The 18,600-nt window shown below is 57.4% G+C and carries 18 protein-coding genes and 1 riboswitch; of the genes, 11 read left to right on the top strand and 7 right to left on the bottom strand.

Translation table 11 applies throughout. From position 1 onward, the window contains the following. The 6 genes from dgoD to edd form a co-directional block, all read right to left on the bottom strand. Nucleotides 1–1,149, bottom strand: coding sequence for a galactonate dehydratase (gene dgoD / locus E0L35_RS15670; RefSeq protein ID WP_138800809.1), 1,149 nt, complete (start codon nucleotides 1,147–1,149; stop codon nucleotides 1–3). A 43-nt stretch (nucleotides 1,150–1,192) separates the two neighbouring features. Beyond that, nucleotides 1,193–1,912, bottom strand: coding sequence for an FCD domain-containing protein (locus E0L35_RS15665; protein ID WP_022523041.1), 720 nt, complete (start codon nucleotides 1,910–1,912; stop codon nucleotides 1,193–1,195). Nucleotides 1,913–2,093: 181 nt separating this feature from the next. Then, entirely contained in the window at nucleotides 2,094–3,044 is a 951-nt protein-coding gene (locus E0L35_RS15660; RefSeq protein WP_022523042.1) for a carbohydrate kinase, read from the bottom strand. Between the two features lie 37 nt (nucleotides 3,045–3,081). After that, entirely contained in the window at nucleotides 3,082–3,951 is an 870-nt protein-coding gene (locus E0L35_RS15655; RefSeq protein WP_022523043.1) for an aldo/keto reductase, read from the bottom strand. Between the two features lie 35 nt (nucleotides 3,952–3,986). Continuing rightward, nucleotides 3,987–4,952, bottom strand: coding sequence for a glucokinase (gene glk / locus E0L35_RS15650; protein WP_022523044.1), 966 nt, complete (start codon nucleotides 4,950–4,952; stop codon nucleotides 3,987–3,989). Continuing rightward, nucleotides 4,952–6,841, bottom strand: a complete 1,890-nt coding sequence (edd, locus tag E0L35_RS15645) for a phosphogluconate dehydratase (protein ID WP_138800808.1) — start codon at nucleotides 6,839–6,841, stop codon at nucleotides 4,952–4,954. The genes glk and edd overlap by 1 nt, the downstream gene beginning before the upstream one ends. 281 nt (nucleotides 6,842–7,122) lie before the next feature. Here edd and cobT point away from each other — a divergent pair, with 281 nt between their 5' ends. From cobT to E0L35_RS15610, 7 genes are read left to right on the top strand one after another with little or no spacing between them, the layout of a single operon-like run. Beyond that, the gene (gene cobT / locus E0L35_RS15640; protein WP_138800807.1) at nucleotides 7,123–8,172 is read left to right on the top strand and encodes a nicotinate-nucleotide--dimethylbenzimidazole phosphoribosyltransferase; all 1,050 of its coding nucleotides are present in this window, start codon (nucleotides 7,123–7,125) and stop codon (nucleotides 8,170–8,172) included. Next, the gene (cbiB, locus tag E0L35_RS15635; RefSeq protein ID WP_138800806.1) at nucleotides 8,169–9,173 is read left to right on the top strand and encodes an adenosylcobinamide-phosphate synthase CbiB; all 1,005 of its coding nucleotides are present in this window, start codon (nucleotides 8,169–8,171) and stop codon (nucleotides 9,171–9,173) included. Before cobT ends, cbiB begins: the two co-directional genes overlap by 4 nt. Continuing rightward, a complete protein-coding gene (gene cobD, locus E0L35_RS15630; protein WP_138800805.1) occupies nucleotides 9,170–10,315 on the top strand; it encodes a threonine-phosphate decarboxylase CobD in 1,146 nt (381 codons plus the stop codon). Before cbiB ends, cobD begins: the two co-directional genes overlap by 4 nt. Beyond that, nucleotides 10,312–10,881, top strand: a complete 570-nt coding sequence (locus E0L35_RS15625) for a bifunctional adenosylcobinamide kinase/adenosylcobinamide-phosphate guanylyltransferase (protein WP_022523050.1) — start codon at nucleotides 10,312–10,314, stop codon at nucleotides 10,879–10,881. Before cobD ends, E0L35_RS15625 begins: the two co-directional genes overlap by 4 nt. Then, the gene (gene cobS / locus E0L35_RS15620) at nucleotides 10,878–11,648 is read left to right on the top strand and encodes an adenosylcobinamide-GDP ribazoletransferase (RefSeq protein ID WP_138800804.1); all 771 of its coding nucleotides are present in this window, start codon (nucleotides 10,878–10,880) and stop codon (nucleotides 11,646–11,648) included. The genes E0L35_RS15625 and cobS overlap by 4 nt, the downstream gene beginning before the upstream one ends. After that, entirely contained in the window at nucleotides 11,585–12,238 is a 654-nt protein-coding gene (locus tag E0L35_RS15615) for a histidine phosphatase family protein (protein ID WP_138800803.1), read from the top strand. The genes cobS and E0L35_RS15615 overlap by 64 nt, the downstream gene beginning before the upstream one ends. Further along, nucleotides 12,190–12,615 carry a bifunctional adenosylcobinamide kinase/adenosylcobinamide-phosphate guanylyltransferase gene (locus E0L35_RS15610; protein WP_138800802.1) on the top strand — a complete coding sequence of 142 codons (426 nt, stop codon included), beginning with the start codon at nucleotides 12,190–12,192 and terminating at the stop codon, nucleotides 12,613–12,615. Before E0L35_RS15615 ends, E0L35_RS15610 begins: the two co-directional genes overlap by 49 nt. A 147-nt stretch (nucleotides 12,616–12,762) precedes the next feature. Here E0L35_RS15610 and E0L35_RS15605 read toward each other — a convergent pair whose 3' ends face one another. Further along, nucleotides 12,763–13,380, bottom strand: coding sequence for a hypothetical protein (locus E0L35_RS15605; RefSeq protein WP_027957626.1), 618 nt, complete (start codon nucleotides 13,378–13,380; stop codon nucleotides 12,763–12,765). Between the two features lie 74 nt (nucleotides 13,381–13,454). Next, nucleotides 13,455–13,677, top strand: a riboswitch (cobalamin riboswitch). A 155-nt stretch (nucleotides 13,678–13,832) separates the two neighbouring features. On the opposite strand from E0L35_RS15605, the gene E0L35_RS15600 reads away from it, so the two are divergent. From E0L35_RS15600 to E0L35_RS15585, 4 genes are read left to right on the top strand one after another with little or no spacing between them, the layout of a single operon-like run. Continuing rightward, the gene (locus E0L35_RS15600; RefSeq protein WP_138800801.1) at nucleotides 13,833–15,653 is read left to right on the top strand and encodes a TonB-dependent receptor; all 1,821 of its coding nucleotides are present in this window, start codon (nucleotides 13,833–13,835) and stop codon (nucleotides 15,651–15,653) included. Continuing rightward, nucleotides 15,634–16,557: a cobalamin-binding protein gene (locus E0L35_RS15595; protein WP_138800800.1), complete on the top strand. Its 924-nt coding sequence runs from the start codon at nucleotides 15,634–15,636 to the stop codon at nucleotides 16,555–16,557. Before E0L35_RS15600 ends, E0L35_RS15595 begins: the two co-directional genes overlap by 20 nt. Beyond that, a complete protein-coding gene (locus E0L35_RS15590) occupies nucleotides 16,557–17,543 on the top strand; it encodes an iron ABC transporter permease (protein WP_138800799.1) in 987 nt (328 codons plus the stop codon). Before E0L35_RS15595 ends, E0L35_RS15590 begins: the two co-directional genes overlap by 1 nt. Next, entirely contained in the window at nucleotides 17,543–18,313 is a 771-nt protein-coding gene (locus E0L35_RS15585) for an ABC transporter ATP-binding protein (protein WP_022523058.1), read from the top strand. The genes E0L35_RS15590 and E0L35_RS15585 overlap by 1 nt, the downstream gene beginning before the upstream one ends. Nucleotides 18,314–18,600 lie beyond the last annotated feature (287 nt).

Below are 18,600 nucleotides of genomic sequence, written 5' to 3'. Positions count from 1 at the left end.
TTACCACTCCGCAATCGAGCCATCTTCATGAGTCCAGACCGGGTTCCTCCAGCGGTGGCCCACCTTGGCGCGCTCCTCAACGAACTCCTCGTTGATCTCGACACCCAGGCCTGGGCCTTGGGGAATGGCGCAGAATCCATCTTCAATGGCGAGGGCGGATTTATCGACCAGGTAATCGAGTACGTCGTTGCCCTGGTTGTAGTGAATGCCCATGCTCTGCTCTTGGATAAAGGCGTTGTGGCTGACCGCATCCAGCTGTAAAGACGCAGCCAAGGTTAATGGGCCCAGCGGGCAGTGGGGCGCTAAGGCGACGTCATAGGCGGAGGCATGGGCGGCGATTTTGAGACCTTCGCTAATGCCGCCGCAGTGGGAAATATCCGGCTGGATAATGTCGATCATGCCATCGGCCAGCAGGTCGCGGAACTGAAAACGGGTATGCAGCCGCTCGCCGGTGGCTAGCGGGTAGCCAAGCCCGCCAGCAATATCCTTCAAGCAGGGCAGATGTTCGGGGGCAACCGGTTCTTCCACAAACATGGGGTGAAAGGGTTCTAGCTCGCGCAGCAGTGCTTTGGCCATAGGGCGGTGCACGCGGCCATGGAAGTCGATGCCGATGCCTACATCTGGCCCAACGGCGTTGCGGGCTTCTGCCACCCGGGCGACGGCTTCATCGACCTTGCGGTGTGAATCGACGATCTGCATTTCAGGAGTGCCGTTCATTTTGAAGGCTGTGAAGCCTTTGTCGACCAGCGCTTTAGCGCCAGCGCCCACGTCGCTGGGGCGGTCACCACCCGTCCAGGCATACATGCGCATTTTGTCGCGCACGGCACCGCCTAATAACTGATGAATGGGCACACCCAGGTCACGGCCTTTAAGATCCCACAGCGCCTGGTCAATACCGGCAATCGCGCTCATCAGAATAGGGCCCCCACGATAAAAACCGGCGCGATACATGATGTTCCAAAGATGCTCGATGCGGTGAGGGTCTTGGCCGATCAAGTAGTCAGAGAGCTCGTGCACGGCGGCTTCAACGGTTGCCGCGCGGCCTTCAATCACCGGTTCACCCCAGCCGTAGCAGCCTTCGTCAGTCTCAATTTTAAGGAACAGCCAGCGCGGAGGAACTTGCCAGGTCTTGAGTTTGGTAATTTTCATGTTCGGTCATCCTTCTGAATAGATAGTATTCATTGCGTAATGGTCAGCTGACGATGCCAAGGTCGATGGCCGTGCGGCGCAGCACTTCTCTTGCGGCGGATTCTGCGGCGCTGGCATCGCGGTTGCGGATAGCGTCAAGCACCTGGCGGTGGCGGGCTAGGCTGTCGTCTAAGGTGTCAGTGCGGTGTTGCGAGCGGTGTATTAGCGCCATGATCGAAGGGCGCAATAAATGGCCCATTTGCCGCCAGACTAAATTGTGGCTGGCCCGGTAGGTGGCGTCGTGAAAAGCGACATCGTACTCGGCATGCTCAGCACGCGCTTCAACACTGCCTGCGCTGCTCTCCATGCCTGCATAGGCGCTCTCCAGACGTTCTATGTCTTCAGCCTGAGCTGCCTGGGCAGCGAGTCCTGCGACCACCGGTTCAGCAGAAAAACGAAAGGCGTAAATGGCCCTTACCAACTGCGGGTCAAGGTTGACCAGCCCGGTCATCCATTCGCTCATCAGTGGGTCGAGTAGATGCCAATCGCCCATCTCGCGAACCAGCGTGCCACGGCCCGCGGTGCGCTCTAATAAACCCGCAGCGGTGAGACTGGTGAGTGCGTTACGCACTTGGTTTCGGCTAACGGCAAAGTGTTTGCCGATATCCAGCTCACGGGGGAAAACATCACCTGGCTGCCAATGGCCTGCCAGCAGGGCCTGGGCGAGTAAACGGGCTAACTGTTCAGCGCCACCCTGGTGGGGCGGTAGAGCGTCCAGCGTCATCGTTCATCTCTTGTTCTTTATTGGATAAACCCTAGTCTAGTAAATGTCTGACATTTCCACAAGAGAGCCTCTTTAGACAAAAGTCCGAATTAGATTGGCGACGAGTCGACCCCTAAGAAGCATAAAAAAAGCGCGCCTGCGTGGGGCGCGCCATTTGTTAATGGGTTATAGCTCTACTTAGTTAGCCAATAATATCCGCTCGCGTTGGCAGCGCTGCGTAAGCGCCTGGCCGGGTGACCGCATGGGCGCCACAGCGGCAGGCGGTATTCACTGCGCTGAGTAGAAAATCCGTATCGCTCTGCCAGTGTTCATTGATGCCATGGGCCGAGAGCTCCGCCAACAGCCCGCCAATAAAGGCGTCGCCTCCGGCGGTGGTGTCGACCGCTTCCACTTTGGGTGGCGCAATGCGCTGGTCGATGCCGACGCCTTTGATTACGACATCATTGGGGCCGTCGGTAATCAAAATAACTTTTACCCCTGCCGCAAGCCGCTCTGAAAGCCACGATTCTGCAGGATGATCAGCGCGCAAGTAGTCGAGCTCTTCCTGGGAGAGCTTGAGCAGCTCAGCGCCGTCTAGCAGTTGCGTGACTAAACTGGCATCCGCTTCGCCGCCGGGCCACAGGTTGTGGCGTAGGTTGGCATCTACACTGACCAGGCAGCCTGCGCGCTTGGCCATGGTGGCCATCGCGAGGGTAACGTCGGCGATCTCTGGGTCGGTCAGGCTGTTACTACACAAGTGCAGAATGGCAGGGTTCTCGAAGACGCCATGGGGTAAATGCTCAAGGCGATAAAGCAAGTCAGCAGCGGGCGGGCGATAGAAATCAAAGGTGCGTTCGCCCACGTCATCCCGGGAAACGAACGCCAGCGCCGTGCGGGCTTCTTGGGTAAATACCACGCCGCTGGTGTCGACACCGTGGCTTTTGAGTTCACGCACCAAAAAATGCCCGAACGTATCGTCGCCCATCATGCCTAAAAATTGGCTAGGAACGCCCAAGCGGGCGCAGGCGACCGCCACGTTAGCGGGAGCACCACCGGCGTAGGGTGTAAAGGTTTCCTGGGCATCTGTAGCCGCCCCTAAACGGCTGGAGAGCATATCAACCAGCGCTTCCCCAAACGCGATAACTGGCGTCATTATTGGCTCCTTGGTGTAATTGTTTGCAAAGACGGGTTTATGCCACGCAGTGGCCGCGGGCGGCTTCCAGCAATTCATACCACACTTCTCGGGGTAGCGTGGCAGGGCCCTTTAGCATGTCGCTGATTCGGTCAGGTTTAATGCTGCCAATCACCGGTACTGGCGAGTTAGGAAGACTACGCAGCCATGCCAGCGCTAAAGCGCTGGGGGAGCTATCAAGCTTTGCCGCCCACTTAGCCAAACATTCGCCAACGGCGTCTTGCATCAGTTGCCCGCCTGCCAGAGGCGACCACGCCATGGGGGCGTGGCCATCGGCACATAGATCATCAAAGCTGCCGTCAAACAGCGGCGTTGTGTGGGTAATCGAGAGCTCGATTTGGTTGGCTGATAAGCGGTGATGCATGGCGCCCTGCAAGCGCCGCCACTGGCTGGGCAGGTGGTTGGAAATCCCCGCAGCGCCAATTTTGCCGGCTTCAATGGCGTCGTCCAGCGCGCGGCCGGTCGCTTCTGCGTTCATCAGCAGATCGGGACGATGAATCAGGAAATGGTCGAGGCGTTCGACATTCAAACGCACAAGTGAGGCATCAATGGCACTATTAAGATAAGCAGGGCTAGCATTGTAGTGCTTTACCTTACCCGAACCGGGGGCGGGGTTGTCGTTAGCGATGCTCGCTTTAGTGACGACATTGACCCGCTGAGCCAGGGTAGGGCGCGCCCGTAGCGCGGCGCCAAAAAGCGTCTCCCCTTGGCCGCTGCCGTAAATGTCCGCATGGTCAAACCAGTTAAGGCCCTGCTCCAGGCGCGCTTCGATCCATTCTGCTAATCGCTCGGGTTCGTGCATGGCGGGTGTTTCGTGCAGACGCATCATGCCGAGTAAAAGCGGCACATCAAAGGTGGCGGCGGGCATAGCAGGTTCCGTATTGATGTTGTTAGAAGTTGTGATCAGAAAACCTCTTCGTTATGCAGTGCTTCGGCGGCACCTAACAGGCCCGTCCAGGGCGCAGTCACCACCCACACGGGAATGTCAGCGTTATAAGCGCCCATACGGCCTTTATTGACAAAGGCGGCGCGCAGCTCGCTTTTTGGCAGCCACTCAAGCAAGCGCGGGAGAATACCACCGCATAGATAAACCCCACCCCTTGCGCCCATGGTCAAGGTGGCGTCGCCGCACACATCGCCAAGAATTTTTAGAAAGCGCAGCAGGGCAGTAGTGGCGAGGCTATCGCCTTCATTGGCCGCTGTGGTCACCTCGGCTGGGCTAGTTAAGTGCGGCTCAATTCCTTCAAGGGTGCAGTAGGCTTGGTAAAGCTCCAATAAACCCTGACCGCATAAGATGCGTTCTACGCTCACCCGTTTGTGGCGCTGCAGAAATACATCCAGCAGTGCCTGCTCGGTACTATCCGTGGGGGCAAAGGTGACGTGACCGCCTTCGGTGGGCAGCGGAATCCAGGCGTGTTGCCCAGGAAATACCCCGGCAACGCCCAGCCCAGTGCCTGGGCCGATAATTAAGCGTGTGGAGTGTGCCTGGGTTTGCCCCGGCTGAACTTCGACCAAATCATTGGATGCCACATGGGGGACGCCCAGCGCCTGGGCGGTAAAGTCGTTGATGACCTTGAATAGCGATAGATTCAACTGTTGCTGAACATCGCTTTTCAAAAAATCCCAATGGTTATTGGTCATTTTGACCCGTTCAGCGTGAACGGGGCAGGCGAAGGCTAAACACGCCTCTTGGGGCGCGTTGTCACCCGTGGCGCCCACGCGCCCCAGATAATCCTGCACCGCTTCCACGACGCCGGGGTAGTCGGCGCAGGGTAGGTTCAAGATATCGTGTGGGGTTATTTCACCGGGAGAGACCAGCGCCAAGCGTGCGTTGGTTCCCCCGATATCGCCGATGAGTGCCGGTCGCATCAGGCATCCTCTTCTGAGATTTGCCCCTGCTGACGGGCGAGATCATCGGCTTCAAAGCCACCGAATACACCAGCGCCTTCTTCACCGCGCATGGCCAGGTGGCGGAAGCCTCCAAACAGCTCGCGACCCAAGCCCACGTGGTAGTGATCCAGGTTGCCAATAGCCAGTTCCCGTTTAGCCCAGGTGGCGGGGTCGACTTTGGCTTCGAGCGTACCGGCGTTGGCATCCAAACGTACAATATCGCCATCACGCAGTTTGGCCAGCGGGCCGCCGTCCAGGGCTTCGGGGCTCATGTGAATGGAGGCGGGTACTTTGCCTGATGCACCCGACATGCGGCCATCGGTGACCAGTGCCACTTTAAAGCCACGATCCTGCAGCACGCCCAGGAAGGGGGTTAGCTTATGCAGCTCGGGCATGCCGTTGGCTTTGGGTCCCTGGAAGCGAACCACCACAATCACGTCGCGATCCAAGTCGCCGGATTCGAAGGAGGCCTTCATTTCGTTTTGATCTTCGAAGATCTTCACCGGCGCTTCTACCACGCGATGCTCTTCCGTCACTGCGGAGACTTTGATCACACCGCGACCCAGGTTGCCTTTCATGACCGTCAAGCCACCCGTCGGCGCGAACGGTGTCGCTACTGGGCTGAGCACGTCTTCATCAAGGCTTTTTTCGGGGCCTTCGTGCCAAACGATTTTGCCATCTTCAAGGAACGGCTCTTGGGTGTAGGCGGTTAGGTCGGTGCCGAATACGGTGGGAATATCGCCGTGAATCAAGCCCGCGCCCAGCAGTTCGCGGAACAGATAGCTCATGCCACCTGCCGCTTGGAAGTGATTGATATCGGCTTGGCCGTTGGGATACACCCTCATCAGGCTGGGGGTGGCCGCTGAAAGATCGGTGAAATCGTCCCAGTTCAGGGTAATGCCCGCAGCGGCGGCCATGGCGATCAGGTGCATCGTGTGGTTGGTTGAACCACCGGAAGCCAGCAAGCCCACCACGGCGTTAACAATCGCGCGCTCATCAATCTGCTTATAGAACGGGCGGTAGTCGCCACCGGGTTCGGTGTTGCGGATCGCCTGCTCGGTGGCATAGCGTGTCAACGCTTCGCGCATTTCGGTGCCAGGGTTTACAAAAGAAGTGCCGGGCAGGTGTAGGCCCATCATCTCCATCATTAGCTGGTTGGAGTTGGCGGTGCCGTAGAACGTACAGGTGCCGGGGCTGTGGTAAGAGTCAGACTCGGCTTCGAGCAGCTCAGCACGGCCAACCTTGCCCTCGGCATAGAGCTGGCGAATGCGCGCCTTCTCTTTATTGGGTAAGCCGCTGGGCATGGGGCCCGCGGGTACAAACATGGCGGGCAGATGGCCAAAACGCGCCGCGCCAATAAACAGACCCGGCACGATCTTGTCGCACACGCCCAGATAAAGCGCGGCATCAAACATATTGTGCGAGAGGCCTACAGCGGTGGCCATGGCAATCACATCCCGGGAAAACAGCGATAGCTCCATGCCCGGCTGGCCCTGGGTGACACCGTCACACATGGCCGGAACGCCACCGGCAAACTGGGCGGTAGAACCCATGGCACTGGCGGCTGCTTTAATCGTTTCAGGAAACGTCTCAAACGGCTGGTGCGCCGAGAGCATATCGTTGTAGGACGAGATAATGCCCAGGTTGGCGCTATTCATTAGCTTGAGTTCGTTTTTATCACGCGGGTTACAGGCCGCGAAACCGTGAGCCAGGTTGCCGCAGCTTAGCTCAGCACGGTGCACGCCACGTTTGTGCTGGTCAGCCATGCGCCGCTCGTAGAGGGCGCGACGCTCAGCAGAACGCTCACGAATGCGCTGGGTAACCTCAGCAACGGTGGGGTTTAACGTAGCAGGTGTTGAGCTCGGCATAGGGACCTCTGCATGATAGAGACGGTGAGTGAAGCTTGTAGTTATTTTACATTTTTTGGCGTCGAAATAAGAGACTTTACGGCAATAAAAACCACATTTGTAGTTTTATTACTCGAATGTGAGGTGGCAAATACACCACGCGAAAAATCTAAATAAAGCCTTAACATCCTGACAGGGTGGAAGACCCGCTAATGAAATAGCAAGTATAGCACTCAGGCTTTTGCTACCATTTTGCGCTTTGCCTTTGAATGTTTGATGACCCCTAGTGGGCTGGAGCCTGCATGCACGCCATTGTTGACCACATTCAGTCAGTTGATCTCAATGCCGGTGAAGAAACGCATCGTTACTTGGATACGCTGACCAAGCCGCCAGGTAGTTTGGGTGCCTTGGAAGAGCTGGCTATTCAACTGAGCGCCATCACCGGTGAACTCAAGCCCAGCGTGACGCCGCCTGCGGTGGTTGTGTTTGCCGCCGATCACGGGGTTGCTGATGAGGGGGTGTCAGCTTTTCCCCAAGCAGTGACCGCTCAGATGGTGGCCAACTTTGCCAACGGAGGGGCGGCGATTAATGTCTTCGCCCGTCAGATAGGCGCGCTGGTCGAGATTGTGGATGTGGGCGTCGCTTCGCCTTTAACACTGCCTGGGGTGACCTCCGCCAAGGTGCTCCATGGCACCGCCAATATGGTGTTAGAAGACGCGATGCAATGTGATCAAGCCATAGCCGCGATTGATGTGGGTATTGCGGCCGTTAATCGAGCAAAAAGGGCAGGTGCAAAGTGCATTATGGTGGGTGAAATGGGCATCGCCAATACCACTGCCAGCAGCGCAATGTTGGCGGTGCTGACGGGTGAGTCAGTAGCAAACGTGGTGGGCGCCGGAACCGGGATTAACCCTCAGCAGCAGGCGCACAAAGTGGCGGTGATTGAACGCGCTATCGCTGCGCGTAATGCTGACTCCCAAGCTCCTCTAGAGGTGCTGGCCAAGTTGGGTGGTCTGGAAATAGCCGCTATGACCGGTGCTTATCTGGCAGCAGCAGCCCAGCGTTTACCGGCCATTGTGGATGGCTTTATTGCCACCGTCGCAGCGCTAACCGCTTGCCGTCTATGCCCCGCCGTTCGTGGCTATCTGATTTTTGGCCATCGCTCCCAGGAGCCAGGCCATGATGTGGCATTAAAAGCGTTGGAGGCCAAGCCGCTTCTCGATATGGGCATGCGACTAGGCGAAGGCAGTGGTGCTGCGCTGGCGTATCCATTGCTGCAAGCGGCGACAGCGATGGTGGCGGAAATGGCTACCTTTACCGATGCCGGTGTTAGCGATAAGGCATCACCATGATCCCAGGCGCCACTTTTGGCGGTATTGTTCTGATCATCTTCGCGATCGCCATTGATTTAGTGGTTGGCGATCCGCGCTCATTGCCACACCCGGTGGTGCTGATCGGGCGCTTTATCAGCGCTTTTGAGCGGCTATGGAATCGTGGCACGGCGCAGCAGCGCAAAGTTAGTGGCTTTCTGCTAACCATTATTGTCGTCGGCGGCGTATGGGGTATTAGCTGGCTAACGCTGACGCTGCTGGAACGCTTGCACCCAGGGCTAGCGCTGATCGCCGAGCTTTGGCTGCTCTCTACTACGCTGGCGATCAAAGGCTTGGGCGATGCGGCCCGCGCCGTGATCCAACCGCTTTCTCAAGGCGATTTGCCTGCCGCCCGCAAGGCGCTGGGGATGATTGTTGGCCGCGATACGCAAAATCTAGACGAAGCGGAGATTACCCGGGGCACGGTGGAAACAGTGGCGGAAAATACCGTTGACGGCATTACTGCGCCGCTATTTTTCGCGCTGATCGGCGGGGCGCCGCTAGCGCTGGCGTACAAGGCAGTCAATACTCTTGATTCGATGGTAGGCTACAAAAACCAGCGCTATGCCAATTTTGGCTTTGCCTCTGCCAAGCTGGACGATCTAGCTAATTGGGTACCGGCACGCTTAACCGCGCTGTGTCTATGGCTCGCAGGCTTGCTATTAAGCCTTTCAGGTGTTGTACGATTGCGCTGGCAAGGCGCACTGTGGGGCACCTTCCGCGATGCACCGCGCCACCCCAGCCCCAACGCCGGTTGGCCAGAAGCCATAGTGGCCCGTTTGCTCGGCGTGCAGCTGGGCGGCACCAATTTCTATGGAGGCGAGGTCTCACACCGTGCGACCTTGGGTGAGCCGCTTGAGCAACTGCGTGTTGCCCATATCAGCACCACACTTCGTTTAATGCACGGCGCCTGGATACTGTTTATGTTGCTGCTTGCTGGGGTAATAGCTGGATTGATGTTTATGCTGCGAGGATCGCTATGAGTACTCCTCTATTGCCCAACGCTCCATGGCCCAGGCATGGCGGCCAGGCCGAGACGCTGCTGGCCCATTTCGGCTTGCCCGCCGATCACCGCCTGGACGACTTTAGTGCCAATCTTAACCCCTTGGGGCCTCCGGCGTGGGTTAGCGATTGGCTGGCTAAGCAACTGGCAGGTCTTGAGCGCTACCCCGCGCCGAATTACGCCGCTGCACGCCAGGCCATCGCCACCCATCACCAGCTTCAGCCCGAACAGGTATTGCTCACCAACGGTGGCGCTGAGGCTATTTTCCTCGCCGCCGCGCTGCATGCGGGTAAGCGAGCGGCGATTATTACCCCAAGCTTTGGCGAGTATGCCCGCGCTTGCCGCGCCCATCGGCTTTCAATCAGCGAGATCGCGCTGCCCGCGCCGCACTTCACGCTGGACATAGACGCGCTAACGGCTGGGCTTAACGACATCGATGTGCTGTTTCTATGCCGCCCCAATAATCCGACCGCTACGCTTATCGATATTTCAGCAATGGAAGACCTGTTGAATTACACCGCTGTGATGGATTGTCGCGTTGTGGTCGACGAAGCCTTTATCGATATGGTGGGTGAGACGCTGGGCGAGACGTCACAAGAGGCGTCGCTGGCACCGCTACTGGCGCGCTACCCGCATCTGCTGCTGCTCCACTCAATGACCAAGTTTTATACCCTGCCGGGGCTCCGGCTGGGCTACCTGCTGGCGGATGCGACCACGGTTCAAGCGGCACAGGATCATCAGCCACCCTGGAGTGTCAACCACCTCGCGGCTGAACTGGTGGCGCCACTATTGGCAGATGATGCCTTTGCCCGGCGCACCCAGCGGTGGTTGGCTAGCGAGCGCTCGCGCATGGCTGAGGCGCTTGCTCAACTAGGGCTGGAAGTCGTGCCCAGCCAGGCGTGTTTTTTTCTTATCCGGCCCAGTGCCGCGCAGGCAATCACCAGCGATGCGTTATTTGAGCAGCTGCTACGCCGGGGTATTTTAGTGCGTCATACCCATAATTTTGCCGGGCTCAATGGTGATTGGCTGCGGGTAGCGCTGCGCGATGCCCCTGCTAATCGACGGCTGATAAGCGTGTTGAAGCATGTTTTGGAAAATATTTTGGAAAAAGGAACTGCATGATTGTCTTCGTTAGCGGCGGGGCGCGTTCCGGCAAAAGTGATATCGCCGAGCAGCTAGCAGTTAGTGCAGCAGGCAGTTCGCCCTGTTACTACTTAGCCACCGCAGACATATACGACGACGAGATGGCTGAGCGGGTGGCGCGTCATCGTCAATCCAGGCAAGGGCAGTGGCACACCGTTCAATGGAAAACGCTAGAGGCACCGCTGCATATTGATCAATCGATTGCCCAGGTGCCTGATGGTGGCGCCGTGCTGCTGGACTGCTTAACGCTATGGGCCAGCCAAGTCCTGTACGCCAGTAAACTAAGCGAAGAAGAAGGCTTCGCGTTGCTAGTAAACGCACTGGCTGATGCCCGCGCACGCAGCCTTTATCTAGTGATTGTCTCCAATGATATCAACGAAGCTCTGCCGCCTACGGATGCTGAAACCTGGCGCTATCTGGCATTTCTACAGCGGGCTCACTGCTGGATAGTGGCAGAGGCCGATTCTGTACTCGAAGTCGTCGCAGGCTGTGCCATTAAGTGGAAGCATCGGCAGTGGAAGCATGAGAAGGAGGTAAACGTTTGAAAAATGCCTTGTTCGGTGTGTTGCTGGCGCTGCAGTTTCTGACCCGGATTCCGATTCCTATAGCCGTTCCCTGGACGCCCGCTACCCGGCGCTGGGCAGTGCGCGCCTATCCATTAGTGGGGTTGATGATAGGGAGCGTGCTGGCGTTAACAGCGTTTTCTATGCACAACGTTCCCACGCCGATCACCGCTTTGGCAGTACTAAGCGTGTGGGTGGCGCTCTCGGGTGGGCTGCATTTGGACGGCGTGATGGACATCGCCGATGCCCTGGGCAGCAATCAGCCCCTGGCGCGCCGCTGGGAGATCATCAAAGACCCGCAAATTGGCAGCTTTGGAATGCTGGCGCTAGTGTTTTTGCTCGCCTGGAAGGGCGTTCTGCTATGGGCGTTGCTGGCCTATCAGGCTCCCTTGTGGTGGCTGTTGATGCTGCCTGCGCTAGGGCGCTGGGCTGGCGTTGCATTACTGGTGCTAACGCCATGCGCCCAGCAGAAGGGCTTGGCGTGGAGTTGGCAGCAATCGCTTAGCGGCCAGGATGTGGCACTAGCGCTGGTGCCGATTGTGCTGATAGCCCTGTTAGCGCCCGCGATAGTGTTGATGATGCTTACGGTTACTGTTTTCGTGTTACTAATCCGCTGGCTAATGTTGCGACTGTTTAACGGCATTAACGGCGATATGGTAGGCGCCACCATCGAAGGAGGAGAGCTTTGGCTACTGATCTTACTGTGGAGCTGGTGGCAGTTCGCCACGGTATCACCGCTTGGAATTTAGAGCGCCGTTATCAAGGCCAGCAGGATATTCCGCTGCTGTTTCCTGATGCTGAAGCAGGGTTGCTGGAACTGCGCGACGTACTGGCGAATGAGCGGTTCGATGCTATCTATTCAAGCGATCTTAGCCGCTGCCAGCAAACCCTGGAGTGGGCTGACGTCACCAAGGATGGCGTGCCGCTTGTACTTGAGCAACGCCTGCGTGAACTCGATTTTGGCGAGTACGAAGGCAAAGTTTACGATGAGCTGAAAGACTTGCCCCATTACCGTGCCTGGATTGATAGCGTGGGCGAGCTGCAAATTCCCGGCGGAGAATCGGCGGCCCAACTGCGTGAGCGTTTAGACGCTTGGTTGCATGATCTGGCTACGAATGGCCGCGTCGACGGCCATAAAAAGATTCTGGCCGTCACCCATGGTGGCGTGATTCGTGAGCTGCGCCGCCGCTTTGAAACGATTCATTTCTGGGACGGTACCGTGCTCCAAGCCCAAGGCAGGCGCTGGCAGCTTATTTATCAGCAAGACGACCATGGACAAGGAGAATGGCAATGCAGCTCTTCATCGGCGGTGCCTGCGCTGGCAAACGAGACGCTGTAGCTGAACGTTTTCTCAAGGCGAATTGGTGGCGACTGGATGCTGCTAAGCCCTTCAGCGATAGCCAGCAAGCGCTCGTAGCCGATACGCCGCTTGTTCTCACAGGTGTGCTTGAATGGCTTGGCGCTGCGCTTGAGCGTGACGATAACGATGCCCTGCGACAGCAGTGGCAGAGCGATATGGCAGCACTCTGCCAGCGCGCCGAAGAGCTAAACGCACCGTTAATCATCATTGCCAACGAAGTTGGCCGTGGGATTGTGCCTATGCAGCCCGAACAGCGCCGCCTGCGTGACCTCAATGGCTGGTTTGTTCAGGATGCCACTGCCCAGGCTGAACAGGTGTGGTATATCCGGCATGGGTTGGTGATGGCGGTTAAGTAGTTAGAAACCTCTGATTAACTACTGCGCTTGACCATACAGCGTTAAAAATCGCCTCAAAATGCTCATTTACAACCTGTAAACTCCGCTTTTTCGTTGATTTTTGCCTTGTCTGGCCTGCGCTCATCACGTTAATCAGAGGTTCCTTAGCTAAGCTTGGCTCCGCCAGCGCTGCCAGCCAATCATCAGCAAATGCACTGGCAGGTAGACTATTACGGGCCAGAGTAGCGAGAGTAGAAACAGATAGAGCAACGGGTTGAGGCTGTCCTGGGGTTGGCCGAAGGGCCCATGCACCCAATTGATATTGCGCTCGGCCTCGGTGAGCAGGTAGCTCAACGGCACCACTATCCAGGTCAGCAGGGTCTGCCACAGTAGGGCGCGGCGCGCATAGCCCAGCTTGGCGACGCCAATGCCAGCCACCAGCGGCAGTACCACGTGGTAGAGCGACATGGCTCGCGCCATGGGGGGATGCTCCGGGTCAAACATATACTCGGTGCCGCCGATAGGATGCACGCCAGTGAGCGCAGCCGTGGCGACGTCCAGGCTCCATAAACTGCCGACCAGTGCCACCGCTAGCCATTGCATCGACATCAGAGTGCGATGCTCGCTCCACAGTGCCACCAATAGCAGAAAACTCGCCACGTTACACAGCCAAAAGAAGTTCTGCGCTCCCAGCAGCACTACGTAGCTTGGTGCCCAGACCAGGACCCACAGTGTAAAAGCCAGCTTTAACCAGCGTGGCACACCGGCTGCCGAGAAATCGATCATGGCCGTCTCCTGTTCCGTGCACTGCCTTTACTCTAGCAGCTCATCATGAATTGACCTCTCTTGGGCAAGTTGCTAGCTTACGCCCACTCTCAGGTGCTGGCGGTGGATTAAAGCCGCTAGTGAAACGGGAAGTTGGTGAACGCCTTGCGTGATTCCAACGCTGCCCCCGCAACGGTGATCGAGATAAGAACGGCTAAGACGCCACTGTGCTAACGCACGGGAAGGTGGTCGTTCGGAAAGAATGAAGACGTCTTTCGCTCGTCAGCCCGGAGACCGGCCCGAGAGTAATGGTTCAACCTGAACCGATATATGCCGAGGCGCGGTGGGTGCTCTCAGGGCGATTAACGGTGGCGCGATGCGATCATACAGCGCGACCGAGACTCCCTTGTTTGATCCTCCGTTCGGTCAAAAAAATGCGCTGTGCGGGTGAGCACACGAGCAAGGGGTCTCACATGAACCACCGTTTCCACACCACCGCCAAACGGGCGGCGTTTAGTATGGCTGCTTTACCGCTAGCCTTTCACATCCAAGCCGAAGCCCAATACGCCGAAACAACGACCGATTTGGCCACGCTTGATCCTGTCGTCGTTACCGCTGCGTTAGCGCCCCGCACTGCTAATGAAAGCCTCTCTTCCGTTAGCGTGCTGGATGAAGCCACTTTCCGCCGCCAAGACCCCACCAGCCTGACGGATCTTCTGCGCGGCCAGCCGGGCGTTGATGTCACGAGTAACGGCAGCTTTGGCAAAAGTAGCAGCGTTTATCTACGCGGTGCGCCCAGCGATGCCTCCGTGCTCATGATTGATGATATCCGGCTACGATCCGCCACGGCGGGCGGTGCTGCATTTCAGTACTTGGATCCGCGTATGTTTGATCGTGCGGAAATCGTGCGCGGCCCCCGCGGTAGTCTTTACGGAGCGGATGCCGTCGGCGGCGTGATACAGCTTTTTACCCCTGATGGTGACGAAGAGGGGCCGCAACCGAGAATTTCAGTCGGCGGTGGTTCATTCAATACCCAGCGGTTAAGAGCAGGCGTTTCAGGGCGCGAGGGGGGCACGCGTTACAGCTTTGCCGCTAGCCATTTCAATACCGATGGCCAGCCCATTCGTTGGGGTGGTGAGGACAAAGGCTACGACAATACCTCAGCGCTAGCCCGCGTTGCGCATACCTTTGAGAGTGGCGCTGAAGTTGGCGTGCTGGCACTGCGCGCTCGCGGTAACAACGAGTATGACGGTGGGGAGAATGACTTCGTCCAGCAGGTAGCAGGCGTCTACGCTGAGTTGCCGGTAACTGATACGTGGCAGAGCCGACTGACCCTTAGCGAAGCCCGCGATGAGCTGGACACGTTGGATAATTTCGGCGACTCAGTCATTGATACCCGCACGCAAACCGCCCGTTGGCAGAACAACATTCAGTTTGGTGCCCATGAGTTGATCGCTGGCGCTGAAATCAGCGAAGACCGCGTTTCAAGCACCAACGATTTTGACGTTACCAGCCGTGATAACAAAGCAGTGTTTACCCAAGGGTTACTCGACTTTTCGCCGTTCGCCATTCAAGCAAGCCTGCGTTATGACGATAACGAAGCCTATGGTGATGAAGTCACCGGCAGCTTGGCGCTGGGCTACGATCTGGATAACTACCACACGCTGCGTGCCAGTGTAGGTACTGCGTTTAAAGCACCGAGCTTCAATGACCTTTATTGGCCGGATTCGGGTAACCCTGATCTCAATCCGGAAACCTCTGAAACCGTCGAGGTGGGCGTTCGCGGCCAATACAGCCAGTGGTTCTGGGACTTGGCCGCCTTTCAAAACGACTACGACGACATGATTGCCTGGGCGCCAACGTCGAGTGGCTTATGGGCGCCGCAAAACGTTAACAGCGCGCGTATACGCGGGGCTGAGCTGTCAAGCGGCGTAGAGGTCAATGCCTGGACACTCCAAGCTGCCTTTACCTACCTGGATCCGGAAGACCGGGCAACCGGCAATCGATTAGCCCGCCGCGCCACCCAAAGTGTGCGTTTGGATGCAGATCGGGAACTTGGCGATTGGTCGTTGGGCGGCTCACTTGTAGCGCAGAGTTACCGTTACGATAACACCACCAATACCCAGCGTTTAGGAGGCTATGGGCTGGTTAACCTGCGCGCTGGCTGGCAGTTTGCGCCACTCTGGAGCGCTCGTGTTACGCTAGAAAATGCCTTTGATAAAGAGTATTCAACCACCCGTGATTACATCAACGCTGGCCGAGCAGGGTTCTTGAGTGTTCACTTTGGCCAATAGAAAAAGTGGTTTTGCGCGCGGTGCCCTGGGCCTCGCACTACTGCTGATGGCGTCCGCTGTCCCGGCACACGAGCACTCGCGCTGCGCAGTAGATGATCGTGACCGTGAGGTCTGTCTTCACAATGCTGCTCAGCGTATTGCCACGCTCTCGCCTGGCGCAACCGAGCTGACTTATGCGGCTGGCGCAGGGGATCAAGTGGTCGCCGTCGTCTCGTATAGCGACTATCCCCCGGAAGCTAAACAAGTGGCGTCAGTGGGCAGCCATACCCGAATTGATTTAGAAAAGCTGGTGGGGCTTGCACCCGATTTGGTGATTGGTTGGGTGACGGGTAACCCCGCCGAACAGCTTGAAACCCTTGAAGCCCTGGGCATGCCAGTGTTCTATATCGAGCCCCGCGATGTAGAAGGCGTGGCCAGCGCCATTGAGCGCTTGGCAAGGTTGGCAGGCACAGAAACAGTGGGGCAAGCAGTGGCCGACAATTTCCGCAATACCATGAACGCCCTTGAAGAGCGCTATCGAGACCGGGAGCCGGTACCCACGTTTTACCAAGTGTGGGATGAGCCGCTAATGAGCGTTAACGACCAGCACCTGATCGGCCAAGTGGTTGAGATTTGTGGCGGTGAGAATGTGTTTGGCGAACAGGCACGCCTAGTACCGCGTATCGATGACGAAGCCGTGCTGGCAGCGAATCCTGAAGCGATTGTTGCCGGTGGCATGGGGGAAGAGAATCGCCACTGGCTGACGCACTGGGAGCAGTATCCCAACTTGACGGCGGTTGCGGAAGATAACCTCTTTTTTGTGCCGCCTTCACTGATTCAACGGCCCACACCGCGACTGATGGAGGGCACCCAGATCCTCTGTGAGAAGCTCGACATCGCCCGCCAAAAACGTGAGCGCAGTTAATGCTCGCACGCCTGGGCTTCCCGCTTAGTCTGCTATTACTAGCGGCCTTGGCTTCGCTGGTCATCGCCATGGGTGTCGGCAGTGCGCAAATCTCTCCTGCGCAAATTTGGCAGGTGTTGATGGGTGACAGTGTGCAAGGCCAGGGCGATGCCTTGGCGCGTACCATGGTGATCGAGCTGCGCTTGCCCAGAGCGCTCTCGGCTTTTGCCGTGGGCGGTTTGTTGGCGGTAGCGGGGGCGTTGATGCAGGTGTTGCTGCGTAACCCCCTGGCAGACCCTTACGTGCTTGGTCTTTCCGGTGGCGCCTCGGTTGGCGCACTGGCGGCCATGCTAGGAGGACTTGGCGGACTGGCGATTTCAGGCTCGGCATTTGGCGGCGCACTGCTCTCGACGTTTTTAGTCTTTGGTTTGGCCCATGGCAGCGGCGGCTGGACGCCTTCGCGGCTGCTGCTCACCGGCGTGGTGGTCGCAGCGGGGTGGGGCGCAGTAATTACACTAATGCTGGCGTTGAGCCCCGCCGAACGCCTGCCGGGTATGCTTTACTGGCTCATGGGTGATCTCTCCTATGCGCGTACGCCTTGGCCGCCGCTACTGCTGTTACTGGCTACCTGCGTGGTGCTGATTCCGCTCGGGCGGAGCCTGAATGTGCTGGCCCGTGGCCCGCAGCAAGCCGCCGCGCTGGGCGTTGCGGTCAGACCGCTTGAGTGGTGTATCTATATTGCCGCCAGTCTGCTGACTGCTGCTGCCGTTACTACCGCAGGCAGCATTGGTTTTGTCGGTCTAGTGGTACCTCATATGCTGCGTTTACTGCTAGGCAATGATCAACGGCTGATACTGCCCGCCTGCGCACTGGCGGGTGGCACGCTGTTGGTGCTGGCCGATACCCTGGCGCGCACCATGATCGCCCCGGAACAGTTGCCCGTAGGAGTAATCACCGCGCTATTAGGTGTGCCTACCTTCCTGTTTCTGCTCTACCGGAGCCGCTGATGAGCGTACTGGCTACCCGTAATCTCATCATCGATGTGCCTGGCCGCGAAGGCGGTACGCAGCTTAATATAACCATCGAACCAGGGCAGGTGTGGGGTGTGTTAGGGCCTAACGGTGCGGGAAAAACGACGCTATTACACACCTTAGCTGGCCTGCAAGCGCCACGTTCAGGCAGTGTTCAGCTCAACGATTCAGCGCTTGGCCAACTGCGCCGCCGCCATGTTGCTCAGTGCTTGGGGTTAGTGTTTCAAGATCGCCAGGATGGGTTTCCAGCAACCGTGTTGGAAACCGCGCTGATTGGCCGTCACCCTTATCTATCGCCTTGGCAGATGGAGGGGGCTGAAGACTACGCCCGCGCGGAAGCCGCCCTTGAGCGCCTGGATGTTGCGCACCTGCGTGACCGTCTGGTAAGCACTCTTTCCGGTGGCGAGCGCCAGCGGGTGGCGATTGCCACGGTGCTGACGCAAGCGCCCAATGTGTGGCTAGCGGATGAACCCACCAACCATCTGGATCTTCATCACCAGAGTGCCGTGATGGCGCTAATGGCAGAACAGGCCATTCAGGGGCAGGCGGTCATCATGTGTTTACACGACCTAAACCTTGCTGCCCGCTGGTGCGACCATGTGCTGTTGCTTTATCCCAATGGTGAGGCGTGCTGGGGCCCGCGGGATAACATGCTGGAGCCCAGTGCGCTGGAAGACCTCTACCGCCAAAAGCTAGCGGTAGTAGAGGTGGATGGTGCACCGGTGTTTGTGCCGATAAAGGGGTGATACAAGCTTAATCTAGCCGTAATCTCGATTAGGGTCCGTCATTCAAGTTTATTCTTAGATACATAGAAATCAAGCGTCATATTAGCCGGAATAATGGTAATGATTTCATCACTTTCTCGGTCATGCTGCATCACTGTAAGGCTTTTTACTTATTGCGTGGAGTGAAAAAGTTGAAAAGAATCATTAATTATTAGCTAATTTATTTACACATATTTTTCCTTTTCTAAACAATTTATGTCTCAAATGGAAAAGTCATTCGTCGAACCTGCGGAGGATAATGTGAACTA

The organism is Halomonas sp. ATBC28, from assembly GCF_005937175.1.
Lineage (GTDB): Bacteria > Pseudomonadota > Gammaproteobacteria > Pseudomonadales > Halomonadaceae > Vreelandella > Vreelandella titanicae.
Note: the sequence above shows the minus strand (reverse complement) of the source record. Positions and strands in the feature narration are given on the sequence as shown.